The sequence below is a fragment of the Pseudidiomarina aestuarii genome (genome assembly GCF_003987355.1).
GTDB lineage: Bacteria > Pseudomonadota > Gammaproteobacteria > Enterobacterales > Alteromonadaceae > Pseudidiomarina > Pseudidiomarina aestuarii.
Genome location: NZ_PIPR01000001.1, coordinates 1,487,241 through 1,511,558 on the forward strand (window position 1 = coordinate 1,487,241; position 24,318 = coordinate 1,511,558).

At 48.5% G+C, this 24,318-nt stretch carries 18 protein-coding genes and 5 tRNA genes; 1 reads left to right on the forward strand and 22 read right to left on the reverse strand.

Annotation, left to right across the window (positions count from 1 at the left end; genetic code table 11):
* The first annotated feature begins 1 nt into the window (after position 1).
* Positions 2-958 (forward strand): glutaminase A, encoded by a 957-nt coding sequence (glsA, locus tag CWE22_RS06760; protein ID WP_169930577.1) that lies wholly within the window; start codon positions 2-4, stop codon positions 956-958.
* Between the two features lie 85 nt (positions 959-1,043).
* Here the strand turns inward: glsA and CWE22_RS06765 are convergent, their stop codons facing one another.
* The 22 genes from CWE22_RS06765 to hflC all read right to left on the reverse strand — a co-directional run bounded on the left by CWE22_RS06765 (position 1,044) and on the right by hflC (position 24,316).
* A complete protein-coding gene (locus CWE22_RS06765) occupies positions 1,044-1,727 on the reverse strand; it encodes an amino acid ABC transporter substrate-binding protein (RefSeq protein ID WP_169930578.1) in 684 nt (227 codons plus the stop codon).
* Positions 1,728-1,976: 249 nt separating this feature from the next.
* A complete protein-coding gene (tuf, locus tag CWE22_RS06770) occupies positions 1,977-3,161 on the reverse strand; it encodes an elongation factor Tu (protein ID WP_169930579.1) in 1,185 nt (394 codons plus the stop codon).
* Positions 3,162-3,220: 59 nt separating this feature from the next.
* Complete coding sequence (gene fusA / locus CWE22_RS06775) at positions 3,221-5,344, reverse strand: elongation factor G (RefSeq protein WP_169930580.1); 2,124 nt, start codon at positions 5,342-5,344, stop codon at positions 3,221-3,223.
* Between the two features lie 30 nt (positions 5,345-5,374).
* Entirely contained in the window at positions 5,375-5,845 is a 471-nt protein-coding gene (rpsG, locus tag CWE22_RS06780; protein ID WP_169930581.1) for a 30S ribosomal protein S7, read from the reverse strand.
* 75 nt (positions 5,846-5,920) lie between these two features.
* Entirely contained in the window at positions 5,921-6,295 is a 375-nt protein-coding gene (gene rpsL, locus CWE22_RS06785) for a 30S ribosomal protein S12 (RefSeq protein ID WP_126763550.1), read from the reverse strand.
* A gap of 212 nt (positions 6,296-6,507) precedes the next feature.
* A complete protein-coding gene (gene rpoC / locus CWE22_RS06790; protein ID WP_169930582.1) occupies positions 6,508-10,761 on the reverse strand; it encodes a DNA-directed RNA polymerase subunit beta' in 4,254 nt (1,417 codons plus the stop codon).
* Between the two features lie 35 nt (positions 10,762-10,796).
* Positions 10,797-14,825, reverse strand: a complete 4,029-nt coding sequence (rpoB, locus tag CWE22_RS06795) for a DNA-directed RNA polymerase subunit beta (RefSeq protein ID WP_169930583.1) — start codon at positions 14,823-14,825, stop codon at positions 10,797-10,799.
* A 215-nt stretch (positions 14,826-15,040) separates the two neighbouring features.
* On the reverse strand, positions 15,041-15,418 hold the full coding sequence (gene rplL, locus CWE22_RS06800) for a 50S ribosomal protein L7/L12 (RefSeq protein ID WP_169930584.1): 378 nt from the start codon (positions 15,416-15,418) through the stop codon (positions 15,041-15,043).
* Positions 15,419-15,471: 53 nt separating this feature from the next.
* The gene (rplJ, locus tag CWE22_RS06805; protein WP_169930585.1) at positions 15,472-15,990 is read right to left on the reverse strand and encodes a 50S ribosomal protein L10; all 519 of its coding nucleotides are present in this window, start codon (positions 15,988-15,990) and stop codon (positions 15,472-15,474) included.
* Positions 15,991-16,219: 229 nt separating this feature from the next.
* Positions 16,220-16,918, reverse strand: a complete 699-nt coding sequence (gene rplA, locus CWE22_RS06810; protein ID WP_169930586.1) for a 50S ribosomal protein L1 — start codon at positions 16,916-16,918, stop codon at positions 16,220-16,222.
* 1 nt (position 16,919) lies between these two features.
* Entirely contained in the window at positions 16,920-17,351 is a 432-nt protein-coding gene (rplK, locus tag CWE22_RS06815; protein WP_169930587.1) for a 50S ribosomal protein L11, read from the reverse strand.
* A gap of 242 nt (positions 17,352-17,593) precedes the next feature.
* Entirely contained in the window at positions 17,594-18,133 is a 540-nt protein-coding gene (gene nusG / locus CWE22_RS06820) for a transcription termination/antitermination protein NusG (RefSeq protein ID WP_169930588.1), read from the reverse strand.
* Positions 18,134-18,136: 3 nt separating this feature from the next.
* Positions 18,137-18,517, reverse strand: coding sequence for a preprotein translocase subunit SecE (gene secE / locus CWE22_RS06825; RefSeq protein WP_169930589.1), 381 nt, complete (start codon positions 18,515-18,517; stop codon positions 18,137-18,139).
* A 97-nt stretch (positions 18,518-18,614) separates the two neighbouring features.
* Positions 18,615-18,691, reverse strand: a tRNA-Trp gene (locus tag CWE22_RS06830).
* A gap of 202 nt (positions 18,692-18,893) precedes the next feature.
* Positions 18,894-20,078, reverse strand: coding sequence for an elongation factor Tu (gene tuf / locus CWE22_RS06835; RefSeq protein ID WP_169930590.1), 1,185 nt, complete (start codon positions 20,076-20,078; stop codon positions 18,894-18,896).
* A gap of 88 nt (positions 20,079-20,166) precedes the next feature.
* Positions 20,167-20,242: transfer RNA gene (locus tag CWE22_RS06840), tRNA-Thr, on the reverse strand.
* A 14-nt stretch (positions 20,243-20,256) separates the two neighbouring features.
* Positions 20,257-20,331: transfer RNA gene (locus CWE22_RS06845), tRNA-Gly, on the reverse strand.
* A 62-nt stretch (positions 20,332-20,393) separates the two neighbouring features.
* Positions 20,394-20,478 (reverse strand) — tRNA-Tyr (locus CWE22_RS06850).
* A gap of 18 nt (positions 20,479-20,496) precedes the next feature.
* Positions 20,497-20,572 (reverse strand) — tRNA-Thr (locus tag CWE22_RS06855).
* Positions 20,573-20,661: 89 nt separating this feature from the next.
* Complete coding sequence (locus CWE22_RS06860) at positions 20,662-21,960, reverse strand: adenylosuccinate synthase (protein WP_169930591.1); 1,299 nt, start codon at positions 21,958-21,960, stop codon at positions 20,662-20,664.
* A 173-nt stretch (positions 21,961-22,133) separates the two neighbouring features.
* The gene (locus CWE22_RS06865) at positions 22,134-23,306 is read right to left on the reverse strand and encodes an aminotransferase class V-fold PLP-dependent enzyme (RefSeq protein ID WP_169930592.1); all 1,173 of its coding nucleotides are present in this window, start codon (positions 23,304-23,306) and stop codon (positions 22,134-22,136) included.
* 128 nt (positions 23,307-23,434) lie between these two features.
* Positions 23,435-24,316, reverse strand: a complete 882-nt coding sequence (gene hflC, locus CWE22_RS06870) for a protease modulator HflC (protein ID WP_169930593.1) — start codon at positions 24,314-24,316, stop codon at positions 23,435-23,437.
* Positions 24,317-24,318 lie beyond the last annotated feature (2 nt).

Sequence of the window (24,318 nt, forward strand, 5' to 3'; positions counted from 1 at the left end):
AATGACCAACGATGTAATCAGCGGCGGGCAGCCTATTCATGCTCCCGATAACCTACAGCCTTTGCTGGAGTCCATTCTCCAGCAAGCGCTAACGGTGAACGATGGTAAAGTCGCTGATTACATTCCGGCTCTTGCTGAAGTGAAGTCGGATTATTGCGCATTAACCGTAGCAACATTAGACGGTAATGTGATGTCAGTCGGTGACGCGGATAAAGCATTCTCCATTCAATCGATCTCAAAAGTGTTTGGACTCATGTTAGCCATGGAGCGCGTGGGCGACTCACTGTGGGAACGCGTGCAAATGGAGCCTTCAGGGCAACCCTTTAACTCAATTGTACAGCTCGAGTGGGAACAGGGTATTCCACGCAATCCTATGATTAATGCCGGCGCGATTCTCATCAGCGACGTGCTGGTGAGTCACTATTCCGCCAGTAAGTCAGCATTATTGAGCATGGTGCGCGGACTCTGTGGCAGTGAAGAGGTGTACGTGGATTATCGCGTACATGAATCAGAACGCGAGCACGGAGCCAGAAACTCTGCCCTCGCCTACCTGATGAAGAGCTTCAACAACATTGAGTCTGATGTTGAGGAGGTCCTCGACCACTATTTCTGGCAATGTGCGCTAACCATGTCGACCGAGCAATTGGCGCGTGGCATGGCATTTTTGGCGAATCGCGGCAAATGCCCTCACAGTGGGCGTCAAATCACTACCCATCGTGATTCGCAGCGCATCAACGCACTGCTCAGCACGAGCGGTATGTACGATCAATCAGGGCAATTTGCCTTTACGGTCGGATTACCGGCTAAGAGTGGTGTTGGCGGAGGCATTGTGGCGATTGTGCCAGACTACGGCGTAATCTGTGCCTGGAGCCCACCGCTGAATAGTTACGGCAACTCGGCACGCGGGATGTATATGATCCGCGAATTGGCCAACAATCTAGGACTGAGTGTGTACTAACTAGCTACTGGTTACTAGCTACTAGCTACTGGTTAATGGTTACTGGCGATTAGCTTTTGGTTTAGGTTTTACTAGTAACTGCTAACTAGTAGCGAGTAACGAGCTCTTTGAGGTTTATCCTTTCTAGCAGTTGTTCGATTTTGCTTGCCGCCAGTCCCTTCTTTTCATTGACCACTACAGCGAGTTCAAACCGATCGTAGTGTTCCTTGGCAATCAATAGTTGCTCTTGGGTTTCTGCTGGGATCATGGTGTCGATGTAGTCGTCATGCAGCATGACCAAATCAAGCCGTTTGTTGAGGAGCATCTTCAGATTCGTGCTGTGGGAATGCGAGAGATAAATGCCGTATTCATTTTCCAAAACGCCGTTGTCGGTGATATTTCCCGCAAAAGGGTAGTGGTATCCCACCAAGCCACCAAATTTGAGTCCAGTTTGAGCGAAGAACGATTGATCACGGCCTGGTTGTTTCAGTGCAACGAAGCGTTCATGCCCAATTTTAATGGGCTGCGTTGTTGCCACGGTATAATCTGCTTTATCAGCCCAACCCCATTTTTTATCTTCAAATAGAATCAGACTGCAACAGCCGTCTTCACTCAGTGCATCATAGCGCGCATTTGGCGCAACGCGCTGCAGGACAAATTCATACTCGTCTTGCTCAGAATTCAGTGCAGCAATCAATTGACCACTCAAATGATTCTCGGTCTTTTCAGAGAAATACGGAGGGAACTCGTACGCAGCAACATAAATAGTCTGCTGAGCAGCCACAGTCATAGACACGACGAATAAGATTATGGGGGTTATATGCTTAATCACTACAGAGATGTAAAGTTTATGTGGTTATTTAGCTATAGTCGAATGAAGCCCAATAGATGTCAACCTTTTTGATATTGGTTACTGGCGCTTGGCTACTGGCTATTTGCAAGTCGCCACTAGCCCATTGCTAATAGCTAGTAACCAGTAGCTAGTAGCGGTCACAAAAAAAGGGAGCCGTTTAGGCTCCCTTTTTCGGTACTTCTAGCATTAAGCGATGATCTTAGAGACCACGCCTGCGCCTACTGTACGGCCACCTTCACGAATTGCGAAGCGTAAACCTTCGTCCATCGCGATTGGGTGAATCAGTTCAACAACAAACTTCAAGTTGTCGCCTGGCATGACCATCTCAACGCCTTCTGGCAATTGAACTGCACCCGTTACGTCCGTTGTACGGAAGTAGAACTGTGGACGGTAGCCTTTGAAGAATGGAGTGTGACGTCCACCTTCTTCTTTGGTCAATACATACACTTCAGCTTCGAACTGAGTGTGTGGCTTGATTGAACCTGGCTTCGCCAATACTTGACCACGTTGGATCTCGTCACGCTTCGTACCACGCAACAATGCACCGATGTTCTCACCTGCACGACCTTCGTCAAGCAACTTACGGAACATCTCTACACCCGTTACGATAGTCTTAGTCGTGTCTTTGATACCCACGATTTCAACTTCGTCACCAGTGCGAACGATACCGCGCTCTACACGACCGGTTACAACAGTACCACGGCCTGAGATTGAGAATACGTCTTCGATTGGCATGATGAACGGCTTATCGATATCACGCTCTGGCTCTGGGATGTATGAATCCAAAGCTTCTGCCAATTCTAGGATCTTACCTTCCCACTTCTCGTCGCCTTCCAACGCTTTCAGCGCTGAACCTTGGATAACTGGTAAGTCGTCACCTGGGAAGTCGTATTCAGAAAGAAGTTCACGAACTTCCATCTCAACCAATTCCAACAACTCTTCGTCGTCAACCATGTCACATTTGTTCATGAAGACTACGATGAATGGAACGCCAACCTGACGTGACAACAAGATGTGCTCACGAGTTTGTGGCATTGGGCCGTCAGTTGCAGCTACTACTAAGATAGCGCCGTCCATCTGCGCAGCACCGGTGATCATGTTTTTCACATAGTCAGCGTGTCCTGGGCAGTCAACGTGTGCGTAGTGACGTGCTGGAGTATCGTACTCAACGTGTGAAGTTGAGATGGTGATACCACGAGCTTTTTCTTCTGGTGCGTTATCGATCATTGCGAAGTCTTTCGCAGAACCACCGTAAGTTTTAGCCAAAACGGTAGTGATCGCAGCAGTCAAAGTAGTTTTACCGTGGTCAACGTGGCCGATAGTACCGACGTTAACGTGCGGCTTGACGCGGTTAAATTTTTCTTTTGCCATGACTTTTCCTTAACTTAAGTTAAAAGTCCGGTCCCATGTAGAACCGGACCAGACTCTACTTAATCTTTCACTGAACGTGCAGCAATGACCTGCTCAGCAATGTTGTTTGGTGCTTCAGCGTACTTCAAGAATTCCATTGCATAAGATGCACGGCCCTGAGTCTGCGAACGCAGGTCAGTAGCGTAACCGAACATTTCTGATAATGGAACTTGAGCGCGAACTTCTTTCAGACCACCAGGACCATCTTCCATGCCCTCGATGATTCCGCGACGACGGTTCAAGTCACCTACTACGTCACCCATGAAATCTTCAGGAGTAACAACTTCGACTTTCATCATCGGCTCGAGCAATGCAGGACGAGCTTGCAATGCACCTTTCTTGAACGCCATGCTACCAGCGATCTTGAACGCCATTTCTGAAGAGTCGACATCGTGGTATGAACCATCATACAGAGTCGCTTTCACGCCAAGAACTGGGTATCCAGCAAGTACACCATTGGTCATTTGCTCTTGGATACCTTTATCGACCGCAGGGATGTATTCCTTCGGTACTACACCACCAACGACTTCGTTCACGAACTGATAGTTTGGAGTTTCATCGTCGTTTGCGTCGAATTCCATCGGCTCAATACGCAACCAGACGTGACCGAACTGTCCACGACCACCGGATTGACGTACGAACTTGCCTTCCACTTCCACTTTAGAGCGGATAGTTTCACGATAAGCAACTTGTGGCTTACCGACGTTACATTCCACTTTAAATTCACGCTTCATACGGTCAACAATGATATCAAGGTGCAATTCACCCATACCAGAGATGATCGTTTGACCTGACTCTTCGTCAGTTTTCACGCGGAAAGACGGATCTTCTGCAGCCAACTTACCTAAAGCGATACCCATTTTTTCTTGGTCAGCTTTGGTTTTTGGTTCAACAGCAACAGAGATTACTGGCTCAGGGAATTCCATACGCTCAAGTGTAATCACGTTGTTCAGGTCACACAAAGTGTCACCCGTAGTAACGTCTTTCAAACCGATTGCTGCAGCGATGTCGCCGGCCAAGATCTCTTTGATCTCTTTACGGTCGTTCGCGTGCATCTGAACCATACGGCCGATACGCTCTTTCTTGCTCTTCACTGGGTTTAATACGCTGTCACCTTGTGCCAGCACGCCCGAGTAAACGCGTAAGAAAGTTAAGGTACCAACAAACGGGTCGGTCGCAATTTTGAATGCCAACGCTGAGAACGGCTCTTTGTCGTCTGACTTACGAATGCCTTCTTCACCGTTTTCAAGAATACCGCGAATCGCTTTTACTTCAGTTGGCGATGGGAGATATTCAATAACTGCATCCAATACTGCTTGAACGCCTTTGTTCTTAAATGCAGAACCACACAGACACAACACGATTTCGTTGTTCAGTGTACGCTGACGCAAGCCAAGTTTGATTTCAGCTTCAGTCAAGTCACCTTCTTCAAGGTACTTGTTCATGAACTCTTCGTTCGCTTCAGCCGCAGCTTCAACGAGGTCAGCATGATAAGCTTCAGCTTCGTCACGCAGTTCAGCTGGAATTTCTTCATAAGTGAAGGTCATACCCTGGTCTTCTTCATTCCAGTTGATAGCCTTCATTTTGATCAAGTCGATCACGCCTTTGAAGTTGTCTTCTGCACCAATTGGTAATTGAATTGGCACTGGAACAGCTGCTAAGCGAGATTTGATCTGACCGACAACGCGCAAGAAATCTGCACCTGCACGGTCCATTTTGTTTACGAATACCATACGTGGTACTTCGTATTTGTTGGCTTGACGCCATACCGTTTCAGTTTGTGGTTGTACGCCAGAAGACGCACACAGTACAACAACGGCACCATCAAGAACACGCAGTGAACGTTCTACTTCGATAGTGAAGTCAACGTGTCCTGGAGTATCGATGATGTTGATGCGGTGTTCAGGGAACTGCGCATCCATACCACGCCAGAATGAAGTAACGGCAGCTGAGGTGATAGTGATACCACGCTCCTGCTCCTGCTCCATCCAGTCGGTTGTTGCCGCACCATCATGTACCTCACCAATTTTGTGAGATAGGCCGGTGTAGAACAACACGCGCTCGGTCGTGGTCGTTTTACCTGCGTCTACGTGAGCACAGATACCGATATTACGATAGCGCTCAATCGAAGTTTGTCGAGCCACAATAAATACCTCTTAGGGTTACTTGTGAATTTACCAGCGATAATGTGCGAACGCTTTGTTCGCTTCGGCCATACGGTGGACGTCTTCACGCTTCTTCACAGCAGAGCCTTTGTTTTCTGACGCATCTAGCATTTCACCTGCCAGACGCTGAGCCATGGATTTTTCACCCCGCGTACGCGCAGCATCAACTAACCAACGCATTGCAAGGGCATTACGACGCACTGGGCGTACTTCCACTGGCACTTGGTAAGTAGAACCACCAACACGGCGTGATTTTACTTCCACTGCAGGGCGCACGTTATCCAATGCGGTTTCAAATACGTCTAAGTGCGATTTGCTCGACTTTTCAGCCAAGATATCTAATGCACCGTAGATAATTTTTTCTGCTACTGCTTTCTTGCCGTCAACCATGACGACATTGATGAACTTAGCCAACAACTCTGATCCGAACTTAGGATCTGGTAAAATTTTACGTTGACCTATGACGCGTCTTCTTGGCATCTCAATTTCTCCGATTAATTCAGGGTATTACCCAAAACTTAAATTACAGTGTTTGGCCTTACTAACGGAGAACCGTTAAGATTTGGGCCGCTTCGCGCCGTACTTAGAACGACCTTGACGACGGTCGTTTACGCCCGCACAGTCAAGTGCGCCGCGCACTGTGTGATAACGCACACCTGGCAAGTCTTTAACACGGCCGCCGCGGATTAACACGACACTGTGCTCTTGCAAGTTGTGACCTTCACCACCAATGTACGAAGATACTTCGTACCCGTTCGTCAAACGCACACGGCATACTTTACGCAATGCAGAGTTTGGCTTCTTCGGGGTGGTCGTATAAACACGGGTACATACACCGCGTTTTTGTGGGCAAGCCTCAAGCGCCGGAACGTTGCTTTTCACAACCGGCTTTTGACGACCTTTGCGCACCAGCTGGTTAACTGTTGCCATTCAATACTCCTGCTTATGTTGATGTACTCAACAGAATGAAAAATCCAATTTCCCCGCTTCGTGGGTGAACCTAAACGCTAAGCACAAGCAAAGCGCCCGAATATGGGGAGGCCGAATTTTATAGGTCAATAATTGGACTGTCAAGGATAGAAACAAAAGAGCCAGCGCGGCTTCCCGGCTGGCTCTTGTACTATTTACCGACAGCTTACTGATTAATCAGCGCTATTGTCCGTATCTTTGTCGCTCGTGTCGACATCGTTACCTGCATTCAATGCATCGGCAAGTTGCTGCTCAGCTTCTAAAGCAGTGACTTTTGGAGCCGCTACCATGTCTGCTGCTTCAGCACGCTTGCGCGCGCGTTCGCGATGATATGCGAAACCGGTACCGGCTGGAATCAAGCGACCCACAATGACGTTCTCTTTCAAGCCACGTAATGGATCTTGCTTGCCCTGCACCGCGGCTTCGGTTAACACGCGAGTCGTTTCTTGGAACGACGCAGCTGAGATAAACGATTCCGTCGACAGTGATGCTTTGGTGATACCTAACAACTGACGCTCGAATGTCGCTGGCATTTTCTTCTCTGCTTCCGCTTTTGCGTTAGCAGCTAAGACTTCGCTCAGTTCCATCATTTCGCCCTCGAGTAGCTCGGTCTCACCTGGGCTTAAGATAATTGCCTTACGCAGCATCTGACGAACAATCGTTTCGATGTGCTTATCGTTAATCTTAACACCTTGTAAGCGGTAAACTTCCTGCACTTCGTTGACAATGTAATTCGCCAATGCACTCACGCCACGCAGACGTAAGATATCGTGCGGAGCTTCTGGACCATCGGCAATAACTTCACCTTTAGTCACTTGCTCACCTTCAAAGATGTTCAGCTGACGATACTTAGGAATCATCTCTTCGTACTGATCGCCACCATCCAGTGGTGTGATGATCAGACGACGTTTGCCCTTCGTTTCTTTACCGAAGCTCACTGTACCTGACACTTCTGCAAGGATAGCTGGCTCTTTCGGACGACGTGCTTCGAACAAGTCGGCAACGCGCGGTAGACCACCGGTAATATCCCGTGTTTTTGAACCTTCTTGTGGAATACGTGCAACCGTATCACCAACCTTCACTTCCGCGTTGTCTTCCAAGTTGATAATGGCGTTACCTGGCAAGAAGTACTGCGCAGGCATATCGGTGCCGACGATGTTCACATCTTTACCTTTGGCATCAACCAATTTCACCATTGGACGCATGTCTTTACCGGCACTGGTACGTTGACCTGTTTCCAGTACGACGATGCTCGACAAGCCAGTCAGTTCATCTGTTTGACGGGTCATGGTGACACCATCAATCAAGTCAACAAACTTCAGACGGCCCGCAACCTCAGTAATGATTGGGTGCGTATGTGGATCCCAGTTGGCTACGATTTCACCAGCGTCGACTGCAGCGCCTTCGTTCTTCTTCAGAACCGCACCGTAAGGTACTTTATAGCGCTCGCGCTCACGACCGAACTCGTCGATGAGTGTCAATTCAGTTGAACGTGACGTGATCACCAAGTGCTTGTCACTGTTCTCAACGTATTTAGCGTTGTGCAGTTTCAAGGTACCTTTGTTCTTCACTTGGACGTTGTTCGCTGCAGAGTCACGAGATGCCGCACCACCAATGTGGAACGTACGCATCGTTAACTGCGTACCTGGCTCACCGATAGACTGCGCAGCGATAACACCGACTGCCTCGCCTTGGTTAACCATGTGTCCGCGTGCTAGGTCACGGCCATAACAGTTGGCACACACACCGAAGTCGGTGTCACAGGTAATAACCGAGCGCACTTTAACTTCGTCGATTGAGTGCTCTTCAAGCAAGTCACACATCTTCTCGTCGAGCAGCGTGTTACGAGCAATCAGCACTTCTTTATCGTTGCCTGGCATCATCACGTCGTCACAAACTACACGACCCAATACACGCTCACGCAATGGCTCAACTACGTCACCACCTTCAATCAATGGCTTGATGTAGAGACCTTCTAAAGTGCCGCAATCTTCTTCAACGATAACCACGTCTTGTGCCACGTCAACCAAACGACGCGTCAAGTAACCGGAGTTCGCAGTCTTCAATGCCGTATCGGCCAAACCTTTACGAGCACCGTGCGTTGAGATGAAGTACTGAAGTACGTTCAAACCTTCACGGAAGTTAGCCGTAATTGGTGTTTCGATGATGGAGCCATCTGGCTTCGCCATCAAACCACGCATACCAGCCAACTGACGAATCTGCGCGGGGCTACCCCGAGCACCAGAATCGGCCATCATGTAGACAGAGTTGAACGAGTCTTGCTGTTCTTCTTCGCCTTTGGCATTGATAACGGTTTCTTTCGACAAGTTTTCCATCATCGCTTTCGAGACTTTCTCGTTCGCGGTAGACCAAATGTCGATAACTTTGTTGTATTTCTCACCAGCAGTTACTAAGCCTTGCTCGAACTGCTCTTGAATTTCCGCTACTTCTTCTTCCGCTGCATCGATGATGATTTTCTTCGCTGCTGGGATAACCATGTCGTCGATACCTACAGAGGCACCCGCGATCATGGCGTAGTGGAAACCGGTGTACATGATTTGGTCAGCGAAGATAACAGTTTTCTTCAGACCCAAGTCACGATAAGAACGGTTTAACAAACGACCGATCTGCTTTTTGCCCATCGACTGGTTAATCATGTCGAATGGCATACCTTCAGGCAGAATCAACGACAAGATCGCACGGCCCACTGTGGTGTCGTAGATAGTCGAAGTATGTGATTCTTCACCTTCTTCGCTGATAAGCGTTTCAGCTAAGCGCACTTTGACACGTGAGTGCAATTGCACGGCGCCCGTACGATATGCTTTTTCGGCTTCTTTGGCATTCTTGAAGATCATGCCTTCGCCCTTGCCATTTACCTTTTCACGCGTCATGTAGTACAGACCCAAGACAACGTCCTGTGAAGGCACGATGATTGGGTCACCACTAGCTGGTGACAGTACGTTATTGGTCGACATCATCAACGCACGCGCTTCCAGCTGTGCTTCGAGAGTCAATGGCAAGTGAACGGCCATTTGGTCACCGTCGAAGTCGGCGTTGTATGCCGCACACACGAGTGGGTGCAACTGAATCGCTTTACCTTCAATCAGTACTGGTTCGAACGCTTGGATACCCAAACGGTGCAAGGTTGGTGCACGGTTCAATAGTACTGGGTGCTCTTTGATGACTTCGTCGAGTACGTCCCAAACTTCTGGGATTTCGCGCTCAACCATTTTCTTCGCTGCTTTGATGGTCGTAGCTAAACCACGGCCTTCAAGCTTGCCATAAATGAACGGCTTGAATAATTCCAAGGCCATTTTCTTCGGCAAACCACACTGATGCAGACGCAATTTAGGACCCACGGTAATAACCGAACGGCCTGAGTAGTCAACCCGCTTACCCAAAAGGTTTTGACGGAAACGACCTTGCTTACCTTTGATCATATCGGCCAAAGATTTCAGTGGGCGCTTGTTGGTACCAGTGATTGCACGGCCACGACGACCGTTGTCTAACAAGGCATCAACCGCTTCTTGCAGCATCCGCTTTTCGTTACGCACAATGATATCCGGCGCCGCAAGGTCAAGAAGACGCTTCAGACGGTTGTTCCGGTTAATCACACGGCGATACAAGTCGTTCAGGTCAGAGGTCGCAAAACGGCCACCATCCAACGGTACCAACGGGCGTAAATCAGGCGGCAGTACTGGCAATACTTTGAGGATCATCCACTCTGGCTTGTTGCCTGAATAGTGGAATGACTCAAGCAATTTCAGACGCTTGCTGATTTTCTTCCGCTTGGTTTCAGAGTTGGTTTCTGGTAGCTCCTCACGCAACACTTTGATATCTGCTTCGATATCAATGTGATGCAATAAGCTCAGAATTGCTTCTGCGCCCATTTTCGCTTCGAACTCGTCACCGTGCTCTTCTAATGAATCGAGATATTCTTCTTCAGTCAGGATCTGACCACGCTCAAGCGACGTCATACCTGCTTCAGTAACCACATAAGATTCGAAGTACAGCACGCGCTCGATATCACGCAAGGTCATATCGAGCATCAAACCGATACGGCTTGGCAGTGATTTCAAGAACCAGATGTGCGCAACTGGACTTGCGAGTTCAATGTGGCCCATGCGTTCGCGACGAACTTTCGTCAACGTCACTTCGACACCACACTTCTCACAGATCACGCCACGGTGCTTCAAGCGCTTGTACTTACCGCACAAACACTCGTAGTCTTTGACTGGACCGAAGATCCGAGCACAGAACAAACCATCACGCTCCGGCTTAAACGTCCGGTAGTTGATCGTTTCTGGCTTCTTCACTTCACCAAATGACCAGCTGCGGATCATGTCCGGCGACGCGAGTCCGATGCGAATAGCATCGAACTCTTCGGTCTGGTTCATTGGTTTTAAGAACTTTAATAAGTCTTTCACGATTTATCTCCTGGCAATTTGCGTCCGGTGGTGTCTCAGTCTTGGTCCAACTCAATGTTGATACCGAGCGAGCGGATTTCCTTCAACAATACGTTGAATGATTCCGGCATACCTGCTTCCATCCGCAGATCGTTGTCGACAATGTTTTTGTACATCTTCGTCCGACCGTTCACGTCGTCCGACTTCACTGTCAACATCTCTTGCAGCGTATAAGCAGCACCGTAAGCTTCCAGTGCCCACACTTCCATCTCACCGAAGCGCTGACCACCGAATTGCGCTTTACCACCCAGCGGCTGCTGAGTAACCAAGCTATATGAACCGGTAGAACGGGCGTGCATTTTGTCATCGACCAAGTGGTTCAGTTTCAGCATGTACATGTAACCTACTGTTACATCACGCTCAAAGCGGTCACCGGTGCGGCCATCATACAAAGTAATCTGACCTGACTCTGGCAAATCACCCAACTTCAGGAGTTCTTTAATTTCACTCTCGACGGCACCGTCGAATACTGGCGTTGCCGTTGGCAAGCCCTTCTTCAAGTTACCGGCAAGACGCAGCACTTCATCATCACTGAATTCGTTAATATCGACTTCTTGACGTGAATTACCGAGATCGTAAACCTTCTGCAAGAATTCACGCATTTCGGCAACTTTAACCTGCTGCTTCAACATGTTTTCAATTTTGGTACCGATACCACGAGCCGCTAAGCCTAAATGCGTCTCGAGGATCTGACCGATGTTCATCCGCGACGGTACACCCAACGGGTTCAATACGATGTCGACAGGATTACCATGCTCATCATATGGCATGTCTTCCACTGGAACGATAGTTGAAATAACACCTTTGTTCCCGTGACGTCCTGCTAACTTATCACCCGGCTGGATACGACGACGAACGGCAAGATACACTTTGACAATTTTCAGAACGCCTGGCGCCAAATCATCACCTTGGGTGATTTTGCGACGTTTGTTCTCAAACTTGTTGTCGAAGTCGGCACGCAATTCTTCATACTGCTCAGCAATTTGCTCAAGCGACTTTTGTGCAGCTTCTTTCTTCAAGTTTTGCGTCAGCCATTTGCTCTGCTCTAGGCCGGCCAGTTTTGATTCATCAAAACCATTGGCTAACAGCAAAGTACGAGCGCGCTCAAAAATACCGCGTTCAAGAATCTTGAACTCGTCCGTTAAGTCTTTCTTAACTTGCTTGAGCTGCATTTCTTCAATGGCAACCGCACGTTTGTCTTTCTCAACGCCGTCACGCGTGAATACTTGAACGTCGATAACCGTTCCAGTAACACCGTTTGGTACACGTAGAGAGCTGTCTTTTACGTCAGACGCTTTCTCACCGAAAATAGCTCGCAAGAGTTTCTCTTCAGGGGTGAGCTGAGTTTCGCCTTTCGGAGTTACTTTACCCACCAAGATATCGCCACCGTTAACTTCAGCACCCACATAAACAACACCTGACTCGTCAAGTTTGTTCAATGCTGACTCACCAACGTTCGGGATATCCGAAGTGATTTCTTCTGCGCCTAATTTGGTGTCACGTGCCACACAGTTCAGCTCTTGAATGTGGATAGTGGTTAGACGATCTTCCTGCACGACACGCTCAGAGATGAGGATCGAGTCTTCGAAGTTGTAACCATTCCACGGCATGAACGCGACGCGCATGTTCTGACCTAACGCCAATTCACCCATATCAGTTGACGGACCGTCAGCCAATACGTCACCACGCATAACCGGCTCACCGACATTAACTGTTGGAGTCTGGTTAATACAGGTGTTCTGGTTTGAACGGGTGTATTTGGTCAGGTTGTAAATATCGATACCTGCTTCACCCGGTACCATCTCTTCTTCGTTTACTTTCACGACGATACGGCTAGCGTCAACTTTATCGACTACACCACCACGTTTCGCAACTACAGTAACACCAGAGTCAACGGCAACCGTGCGCTCAATACCGGTACCAACCAACGGCTTGTCAGCGCGCAAAGTCGGTACTGCTTGGCGTTGCATGTTTGAACCCATCAAAGCACGGTTGGCGTCATCGTGCTCAAGGAAAGGAATCAAGCTCGCGGCAATCGATACGATTTGCTGCGGGGCAACGTCCATGTATTGAACTTGCTCTTTAGACATGAGCGTAAATTCATTTTTGTGACGACATGGAACCAAGTCGTCAATCAACTCACCCTTTTCGTTCAACGCGACGTTTGCCTGTGCAATAACGAAGTTGCCTTCTTCGATTGCTGACAAATAATCGACGTCGTCAGTGACCACACCGTTTTCAAACTTACGGTATGGGGTTTCTAAGAAACCGTACTCGTTGGTACGCGCGAACGTAGACAATGAGTTGATCAGACCGATGTTCGGACCTTCTGGCGTTTCGATTGGACAGACCCGACCGTAGTGCGTTGGGTGTACGTCACGAACTTCGAAACCGGCACGTTCACGGGTCAAACCGCCCGGCCCTAATGCAGAAATACGACGCTTGTGCGTAACTTCTGAGAGCGGGTTGTTTTGATCCATGAACTGCGACAATTGGCTCGAACCGAAGAATTCTTTCACCGCGGCGCTGATTGGCTTCGCGTTGATCAAATCTTGCGGCATGATGGCGTCAAGGTCACCTAGGCTTAAGCGTTCTTTTACAGCACGCTCAACACGGACTAAGCCAACACGGAATTGGTTTTCAGCCATTTCGCCCACTGAACGAATACGACGGTTACCCAAGTGGTCGATATCATCGACTTCATCAAGACCGTTACGGATTTCGATCAGCTTCTTCATGACTTCAACAATGTCTTCTTTGGTCAGCGTGCCTGAACCAGTCAAGTCATCGCGACCTAAGCGACGGTTGAACTTCATGCGACCTACCGCTGACAAATCATAGCGGTCTTCACTGAAGAACAAGTTGTCGAATAAGTTTTCTGCCGCTTCTTTGGTTGGCGGCTCACCAGGACGCATCATCCGGTAGATCTCTACCAAAGCTTCGAGGCGATTTGAAGTGGTGTCGATACGCAAGGTTTCGCTCATGTATGGACCATGGTCCAAGTCATTTACGAACAAGGTTTCGAATTTCTTAAAGCCAGCTTCACGTAACTTTGCTAACAGCTCAAGCGTCAATTCGCTGTTGGCCGTAGCGACTACTTCACCCGTTTTCTTCTCAACGCAGTCTTTGGCTAAGACCTTGCCGACGAGATATTCGAGTGGAACTTCCATTTCTGGTTGGTTCAGCTGAGCAATCTGGTTGATATGGCGTGCGGTAATGCGACGACCTTTCTCAACGATGATTTCGCCATCATCGTTTTTGATATCAAACTTAGCCGTTTCGCCGCGAAGACGCTCTGGCACCAATTGCATGAACACTTTCTTGCTCTTGAATTGGAAGTACGTCGTGTCGAAGAACATATCGAGAATTTCTTCGGTGCTGTACTCAAGCGCACGCAAAATGATCGACGCTGGTAATTTCCGGCGACGGTCAATACGGACGAATACGTTATCTTTCGGGTCAAACTCGAAATCTAACCAAGAACCACGGTATGGAATAACCCGTGCGTTATACAGAACTTTACCTGACGAATGGGTTTTACCCTTGTCATGGTCAAAGAATACGCCTGGCGAACGGTGCAACTGAGAAACGATTACGCGCTCGGTACCATTGATAACAAAAGTACCGTTGTCAGTCATCAGGGGGATTTCACCCATGTAGACTTCTTGCTCTTTAATGTCTTTTACAGTGCCTGCTGCCGCTTCTTTGTCGTACAAAACTAAGCGCAGTTTGACGCGCAAAGGAGCAGAATAGGTAATGCCACGGATTTGACATTCATTCACGTCAAACACTGGCTCACCCAAGTGATAGCTCACGTACTGTAGTTCTGAGTTACCGGAATATGCGGTAATCGGAAATACTGAGCGGAACGCCGCTTCCAGGCCATAATTAGCATCTGGATCCGGATCGATGAATTTTTTAAATGAATCTAATTGGATTGACAGCAGGTAAGGTACCTCAAGTACATGAGGTCGTTTACCGAAATCCTTGCGAATACGTTTTTTCTCAGAGTAGGAGTACGCCATGGGGTTCCTCAGCTAGCTGATTGATGACCCTAACTACCGAAGGAGTCAGTAGTTAAAAACAAACCAGTATTAGTTTGTCGTTCCCGTTTTTGTCACCGCGAGCATGCACCCCAAGAACGGGCAAAAATGATACATGCTTAACAGCGCAAAAAGGCTGGTGACCCAAAAGTCACCAGCCCTTGGCCTAAAAGGCCGCTTTTATTTCGTGCAGTTGCTTACTTAAGTTCAACTTCCGCACCGGCTTCTTCAAGCTCTTTCTTCAGTGCTTCAGCGTCTGCTTTCGCGATGCCTTCTTTCACTGCTACTGGAGCTGATTCAACCATGTCTTTCGCTTCTTTCAAGCCCAAACCGGTAGCGCTACGTACTGCTTTAATAGCAGCAACTTTGTTAGCACCGGCAGCTTTCAAGATTACGTCAAATTCAGTTTTTTCTTCTTCAGCAGCTGCACCGGCAGCAGCTGGACCAGCTGCTACTGCAACAGCAGCAGATGCGTCAACACCGAATTTTTCTTCTGCAGCAGCGATAAGATCAACAAGATCCATTACTGGCATTTCAGCGATTGCATTCAAAATATCTTCTTTAGTAAGAGCCATAACTCTAAACTCCTGGGTTATAAATTACAAAAAATTGGTTAAAAAAACCGCTTCTATTTAGCGTCTTTAATTGCCGCCAACACACGCACAAACTTAGTAGGCACTTCGTTGATAGTACGAACGAACTTACTAACAGGCGCTTTGAAGGTGGCCAGCAATTTCGCCAATGCTTCGTCGCGAGTCGGAAGTGAAGCAACCGCTTCTAGCTTATCTGCACCCATCAAACCGTTACCGATTGATAGAGCAGTTACTTTCAGGTGCTTGTTGTCTTTCGAAAAGTCTTTGAACAAACGCGCAGCAGAACCAGGCGCGTCCAAAGAAAATCCGTAAACTAAAGGACCTTTCAGTGCTGGGTCCATGTCCTCGAACTGCGTATCGACAAATGCGCGACGAGCCAGAGTGTTCCGAATAACTTTCAGATACACGCCTTGCTCACGAGCTTGACGACGCAGGACAGTCATGTCCGCAACTTCCATTCCGCGATACTCAGCAACAGCGACGGATAGAGCTTTTGAAGCAACTTCGTTAACTTCTTTAACGATTGCTTTTTTTGCTGCTAAACCTAGTGCCACTGATATCACCTCTTAATTAAGCCTTCGGCAAAGCCTCAGGCTAACGTTACACATAGACAGACCAGCACAGCATCTGTCACGTTGTCACGGTGAATCTCTACCCAGAGAGTCTGAGTCGGATATCACCATCTGCGCAGGACATTAAGTGTCGCTTATTATTCCTTCTCAGGAATCAGCCGCGATACACCTGCGGTCTTGGATGGGAGCGTTAGCCCCAACCCACAAACCTTTACTTAACAGCAGCCAATGAACCTTGGTCGATGGCAACGCCAGCGCCCATAGTGGTTGATAAGCTGACTTTCTTGATGAACTGACCTTTTGCAGAAGAAGGCTTCGCTTTCTTCAATGCAACGAGCAGTGCTTCTAAGTTTTCTTTCAATTTGTCATTTTCGAAATCAACTTTACCGATAGTCGCGTGGATGATACCCGCTTTATCGTTGCGATAACGAATCTGACCAGATTTTGCGTTTTGTACTGCAGTCGCAACATCAGGAGTAACCGTACCAGTTTTCGGGTTAGGCATCAGGCCACGTGGACCTAAGATTTGACCTAACATACCAACTACGCGCATTGCGTCTGGAGAAGCGATCACAACGTCAAAGTCCATTTGGCCTTTCTTTACTTGCTCAGCCAAATCTTCCATACCGACGATGTCTGCACCAGCAGCTTTCGCTTTCTCTGCATTCGCGCCGCTAGTAAAAACTGCAACACGAACTTCGCGACCGGTACCGTTTGGTAATACAGTTGCGCCACGGACGTTTTGGTCCGATTTACGAGCGTCGATACCCAGGTTTACTGAGACATCAACACTTTCTTTGAATTTGGCAGTTGCCAGTTCTTTCAATAAGTTGATTGCTTCGTTGATTTCATAATCACGCGCTTCAACTTTCTCACGAATTAAACGTGCACGTTTGCTCAATTTAGCCATCTTACAGACCCTCCACTTTCAGGCCCATCGCACGAGCTGAACCGGCGATAGTACGTACTGCTGCGTCAAGGCTAGCCGCTGTTAAGTCTGGCTCTTTAACCTTCGCAATGTCTTCTAACTGAGCACGGGTAACAGTACCCACTTTCTCAGTGTTTGGACGACCTGAACCGCTCTTGATGCCTGCTGCTTTTTTCAGCAAGAAGGCCGCTGGAGGAGTTTTGGTGATAAACGTGAAAGAACGGTCTTCGAAGACAGAAATTTCAACTGGAACTGGAGCGCCTTTTTCAAGTTCGCCAGTCGCTGCGTTGAATGCCTTACAGAATTCCATGATATTTACACCGTGCTGACCCAAAGCAGGACCAACAGGTGGTGATGGGTTAGCTGCACCGGCTGCTACTTGCAGCTTGATGATAGCTTTTAACTTCTTAGCCATTGCTTATTGCCTCTTGTTGTGGGTCTAGCGCCTTGTAAATCGTCCATTTTTACTGCCTCTCGGCACCTGTAAAAACGAAGAGGTGACTTACTCTAACGGCTCCCCGATATAAAAAAGGAGGCGAATTATATGCATAATCGCCACCAAAAGCAACACCCAGCTACTAGCTATTTGATATTAGCTAGTAGCTGGGGTTCGATTTCTTTTCCGAATTGCTAGTAGCTATTAGCTAGTAGCTCTTTTTAGGCTTTTTCTACTTGCACGAATTCGAGTTCTACGGGTGTTGCGCGGCCGAAGATAGAAACCGACACCGTCAAGCGGCTCTTCTCATAATCGACACTTTCAACGGTACCGTTGAAGTCCGCGAATGGACCATCGTTCACGCGAACCATTTCACCTGGCTCGAACATTGTTTTCGGACGCGGCTTGTCGACTGACTCTTGCAGACGATTCAAAATGGTATCCGCTTCCTTTTGAGTAATTGGCGTTGGACGGTCTTGCTTGCCACCGATAAAACCAAGTACACGTGGGATGCTTTTTACTAAGTGCCATGAATCTTCATCCATGACCATCTCAACTAGCACATAACCTGGGAAGAACTTACGCTCGCTCTTGCGGCGCTGACCCGCGCGCATTTCAACGACTTCTTCAGTCGGAACGAGAACTTCACCGAACTTGTCTTCCATGCCGTGCATTTTGATGTGCTCACGCAGGGAATTTGCTACCCGCGCTTCGTAGCCTGAAAAAGCTTGAACAACGTACCAGCGTTTTTTTGCAGTCATTGATTAAAACTCCAGTCCGGTAAAGAAGCCGACGACTCGCACTAGAATGGCATCCATTCCCCACAAGATCAGCGACACAATTGCAGTAGCAACAAGAATAATTAACGTAGTCTGGGTCGTTTCTTGACGCGTAGGCCAAACGACTCGGCGCACCTCAGTGCGGCTTTCTTTAGCGAATGCACGGAAACGTCGACCTTTATCGGTCATGCCAGCAACGATACCTGCAACTGCAACAAGAATAACAACGCCGATGGCGCGATACAGAATCGATACTTGTTCGCCATAATAGTAGTTACCGACTACTGCTGCAGCTAATAACGCAATGGCGACGACCCACTTGATGCCGTCAAAAGAACTCGTTTGCGTTTCAGTTTGTGCACTCATTCTTAATTCCTGTTTAAATGCGCTAATGGACAATAGTTATTCGATATTAGCGACGCTCTGTTCGCAAATAGCTAATATCCAATAGCTAATATCAAGTTGGCAGGGGTGGAGGGATTCGAACCCCCAACCGTCGGTTTTGGAGACCGCTGTTCTACCAATTGGAACTACACCCCTGCAGGTTCTATCTATGTGACAGAAACGGACGCTGTATTATACCGATCAAAGACTGTAAAACAAGGGGACTGCGCTATTAGATATTAGCTACTAGTTACTGGCAAGTCGCCACTAGCCCATTGCTAATAGCCAGTTACCAGTAGCTAGTAGCGGTCACAAAAAAAGGGAGCCGTTTAGGCTCCCTTTTTCGGTACTTCTAGCATTAAGCGATGATCTTAGAGACCACGCCTGCGCCTACTGTACGGCCACCTTCACGAATTGCGAAGCGTAAACCTTCGTCCATCGCGATTGGGTGAATCAGTTCAACAACAAACTTCAAGTTGTCGCCTGGCATGACCATCTCAACGCCTTCTGGCAATTGAACCGCACCCGTTACGTCCGTTGTACGGAAGTAGAACTGTGGACGGTAGCCTTTGAAGAATGGAGTGTGACGTCCACCTTCTTCTTTGGTCAATACATACACTTCAGCTTCGAACTGAGTGTGTGGCTTGATTGAACCTGGCTTCGCCAATACTTGACCACGTTGGATCTCGTCACGCTTTGTACCACGCAACAATGCGCCGATGTTCTCACCTGCACGACCTTCGTCAAGCAGCTTACGGAACATTTCAACACCCGTTACGATAGTCTTAGCCGTGTCTTTGATACCCACGATTTCAACTTCGTCACCAGTGCGAACGATACCGCGCTCTACACGACCGGTTACAACAGTACCACGGCCTGAGATTGAGAATACGTCTTCGATTGGCATGATGAACGGCTTATCGATATCACGCTCTGGCTCTGGGATGTATGAATCCAAAGCTTCTGCCAATTCTAGGATCTTACCTTCCCACTTCTCGTCGCCTTCCAACGCTTTCAGCGCTGAACCTTGGATAACTGGTAAGTCGTCACCTGGGAAGTCGTATTCAGAAAGAAGTTCACGAACTTCCATCTCAACCAATTCCAACAACTCTTCGTCGTCAACCATGTCACATTTGTTCATGAAGACTACGATGAATGGAACGCCAACCTGACGTGACAACAAGATATGCTCACGAGTTTGTGGCATTGGGCCGTCAGTTGCAGCTACTACTAGGATAGCGCCGTCCATCTGCGCAGCACCGGTGATCATGTTTTTCACATAGTCAGCGTGTCCTGGACAGTCAACGTGTGCGTAGTGACGTGACGGAGTATCATACTCAACGTGTGAAGTTGAGATGGTGATACCACGAGCTTTTTCTTCTGGTGCGTTATCGATCATTGCGAAGTCTTTCGCAGAACCACCGTAAGTTTTAGCCAAAACGGTAGTGATCGCAGCAGTCAAAGTAGTTTTACCGTGGTCAACGTGGCCGATAGTACCGACGTTAACGTGCGGCTTGACGCGATTAAATTTTTCTTTTGCCATGACAGCCTCTCATTTGGACAACATACGGTGGTTAAACACCTAATAAATTTTTACTAATCGGGGTATAAGTTCGAAAGGGGGCCGTGAATGGTGCTGATAGGCGGATTTGAACCGCCGACCTCACCCTTACCAAGGGTGCGCTCTACCAACTGAGCTATATCAGCACAATACAGATTATTGGAGCGGGTAGTGGGAATCGAACCCACATCATCAGCTTGGAAGGCTGAGGTAATAGCCATTATACGATACCCGCATGCCTTGAATCGGGCCACCTCAAACCATTCTGGACTCACCGCATTTCGAAATGCAAAAAAGTGGTGGAGGGGGCAGGATTCGAACCTGCGAAGGCTGAGCCGTCAGATTTACAGTCTGATCCCTTTGACCGCTCGGGAACCCCTCCAAAACCAGATTTTTAAGTTGGTGCCGGCACCAAGAGTCGAACTCGGGACCTACTGATTACAAGTCAGTTGCTCTACCAACTGAGCTATGCCGGCACCCCGGTTAGGTGGAGCGCATTCTATTGGATCGATTTTGATGATGCAATAGTAAAACGCATTTTTTTGCCGTTTCTCTGTCTGATTGGTCAAATAGCAAACGGATGACGCAAAATAATGGTTTCTGCACGGTCTGGCCCTGTTGAAATAATATCCACTGGCGTGCCAGTGAGTACTTCAATTCGCTTGATATAAGCCAGCGCTGCCGTCGGTAGATCTTTATGCTCCGTAATTCCTACAGTACTGGTGTCCCAGCCTGGTAACGTCTCATAAATTGGCTCCACCGTTTCATAATCTTCAGCAGCTAACGGAGGATAATCTGTAATCGTGCCATCTGGCAACTGGTAAGCCGTACAAATTTTCAATTCTTTCAAGCCGTCGAGTACATCTAATTTGGTCAAGCAGAAGCCGCTTACCGAGTTAATCTGTACCGCGCGGCGGGCAGCCACCGCATCGAACCAACCGGTACGACGTTTACGCCCAGTAGTGGCGCCAAACTCATGCCCTTTCACACCCAAATGCTCACCGACGTCACAGCTCAGCTCGGTTGGGAATGGACCGCTTCCCACACGTGTGGTGTAGGCTTTGACAATACCCAATACATAATCGATATAACGTGGGCCAAATCCGGCGCCAGTGGACACGCCACCAGCAGTAGTGTTGGATGAAGTCACGTACGGATAAGTACCATGGTCGATATCTAGCAAGGTGCCTTGAGCGCCTTCGAACATCAGATTCTCGCCGTTGCGGCGCGCTTGGTCCAATAATGATGGAATATCAGCAACCATTGGCTGCAGCAATTTGGCTACTTCACGGCAATAGTCGAGTACTTCTTCAACATTCACAGCATCGACTTTGTAGTAATGCACTAACGTGAAGTTATGGAACTCGACCACTTCGCGTAATTTTTCTTCAAAACGCTCAAAATTAAAAAGGTCACCGACTCGTAAACCGCGCCGAGCGACTTTATCTTCATATGCAGGACCAATGCCGCGCCCAGTGGTACCGATAGCTTTGGTTCCTCGCGCGAGTTCACGCGCTTTATCAAGGGCAATGTGATACGGCAGAATTAACGGACAGGCTTCACTGATCAGCAAGCGTTTGCGTACCGGTACGCCGCGTGCCTCTAGCATTTCGATTTCGGTCATAAGAGCTTCTGGTGACAACACCACACCATTGCCGATCACGCATTTTACGTTCTCACGCAAAATACCTGATGGAATCAGATGCAGGACGGTTTTTTCACCTTCAATCACTAAGGTATGACCGGCATTGTGACCACCTTGGTAACGCACCACAAGTGATGCTTTGTCGGTTAATAAATCGACAATTTTACCTTTACCTTCGTCACCCCATTGCGTGCCGAGAATTACGACGTTTTTACCCATGATGCTGATACCGATGCTCGTCTATGATTGAGAAATTCAGAATGTTTGGATCAGAAAACCTGAAACCAGTGCTGCCGAAAAAACAGGCGGCGATCTTAGCAGAACTTCGGCGCAGGCGGTAGCCTTGCCGTGCTCGCTACGATGAATTTATCCAGACCCAGGCAAGTAGCAGTTTACGCCTTGAGTTGCACCAATACATCGCGCAACAGCGTAAAGTCCTCAACGTCGTGGTACATGGCGAAACCAAAGCGTAATCGATTCGCTCGATAATCCGTGGCAATACCGCGCTGTTCAAGTTGTGCCGCGAGTTCGGTGACTTGCTCAGCCGTTGGCAGACGATAGGTGTAAAAGTGACCATGATGGTTGAGGTCGTGATGCAATAGCTGCTCACACTGCAGTAACGGATGTTGCGCTTCAGTCAATGCGTCACGGAACGCTTGTTGCAGTTGTTGCACATGCGCATGAATGGACGCTACTGTAATACCGTCCTTGTGCCACCAATCGAGCACCGCCTGCAGCCGATATAACGCCGTATAGTCCATAGTGGCACCCGCAAACCGAAAGCCGTCAGTGGCATAATCCACGTGCGACTGCTGCGACTTGGCTAGATTCGCAAAATCGGCAAACCAACCGGTATATTCTGGGCGTAACGTGCAGTTTCGTGGCACCGTCATGAAACAACAGCCCTCACCTGCCTGCAGATATTTGTAACTCCCAGCCACATAGAAAATGCGATCAGCCACACTGGCTAATGACGTCGGTATCGCACCACAACCGTGATAGCCATCAACAACAATCGTGGCGTCGGCATGTGCATGCGCAATCCAATCGGTTAATTCAGGGCCAATGACTCCCGAGTTATAAAAGACTTGGCTCGCGAAGATAAGCTGGTATTGGTGTTGCTTCACCGCCTCTAACCAGCGCGTTGCAAACGTATCAAACGGCTCGGTCGGAATCACCTGCACCTTGACCGTTGGGCGCTCTGATAGTCTTCTGACTTGGCGCGAGAAACTATGAAACTCGCTATCCGTGGTGAGAATACTGAGCGGTTGTGCTGGATCAAAACAACTCAACACACGATACAGCAGCTCATGCGTATTGGCCGCGAACACGAACTGCGACGGATCTGGCACCGAGAGTAACTCAGCTAACTGCCGTTGAACGGCAGGCACACGTTCACCAAAGATCTGATCCCATTTGTGGTCTACACCACGAGCACTGTCGTCCCAGTAGGCTAATTGCGCTTCACGAGTTACATCAGGCCAATAATGATGACTGTGTGGGGCACAATGGAGACGCGCGGTGTGCGCTGCAAAAAACCGAGAATACTGAGCTTTGAATGACATAAATTGACGCTATTGGCTACTAGATATTGGTTACTAGCATATATCGATCAGCCCGATACGCAACACAAAAAACCCGCCACTGGGGCGGGTTTTACTGTTAACTATTCACTGTTAACTGCTCTCCTGAATTACTCAGGGCGGAGTGTCTTCAAGTACTTGAAGAAGTCACTATCCGGTTCGAGTACTAACACATCGTTGCCGTTGAAGGCCGTTTGATAGGCTTGCATGCTACGAATGAAGGCGAAGAACTCACGGTCTTTACTGTATGTGCTCGCATAAATCCCAGCAGCTTCAGCATCACCTTGACCGCGAATTTCGCGCGCTTCGCGCTGTGCATCGGCCAACATAACCGTCACACGTGCATCTACATCCGCACGGATAAATTCGGCTTGCTCACGACCCTCTGAACGGTGTTCTGTTGCGACGGCCTGACGCTCTGCGCGCATCCGCTGGAAGATCGATTGGCTGACTTCGGTCGGCAGGTTGATTTGCATCACCCGCACGTCGATAACTTCGATACCTAATTCTTGAGCGCTATCAGCACCGCGAATCAGCGCTTCACGCATCAAATTGTCGCGCTCACCCGAGACGATTTCTTTGATGGTGCGGCTACCGAACTCGGCCCGTAATCCGCTATTGATACGGCGCGTTAAGAGCGCTTCTGCTTGCACTTGATTACCGCCATTGGTCGACAGGTAATAGTTGGCAAAGTCAGAAATACGCCATTTCACATAAGTATCAACAATCAGGTCTTTTTTCTCACTCGTTACGAAACGATCCGGATTGCCATCCAGGGTTTTGAAACGGGCATCAAGCGTTTTGACCTGCTCGATGAATGGCAGTTTAAAGTGCAATCCTGGTTCGAATACAATCGGTAAGCCGGTGTCAGCATCACGTTGCACCTTACCGAATTGCACGACTATGGCACGGTCGCCCTCTTTCACCACGAATAGTGATGAGAAGCCAAGAATGACCGCAACGATGACAAGTACTCCAATTAAATTTTTCATCG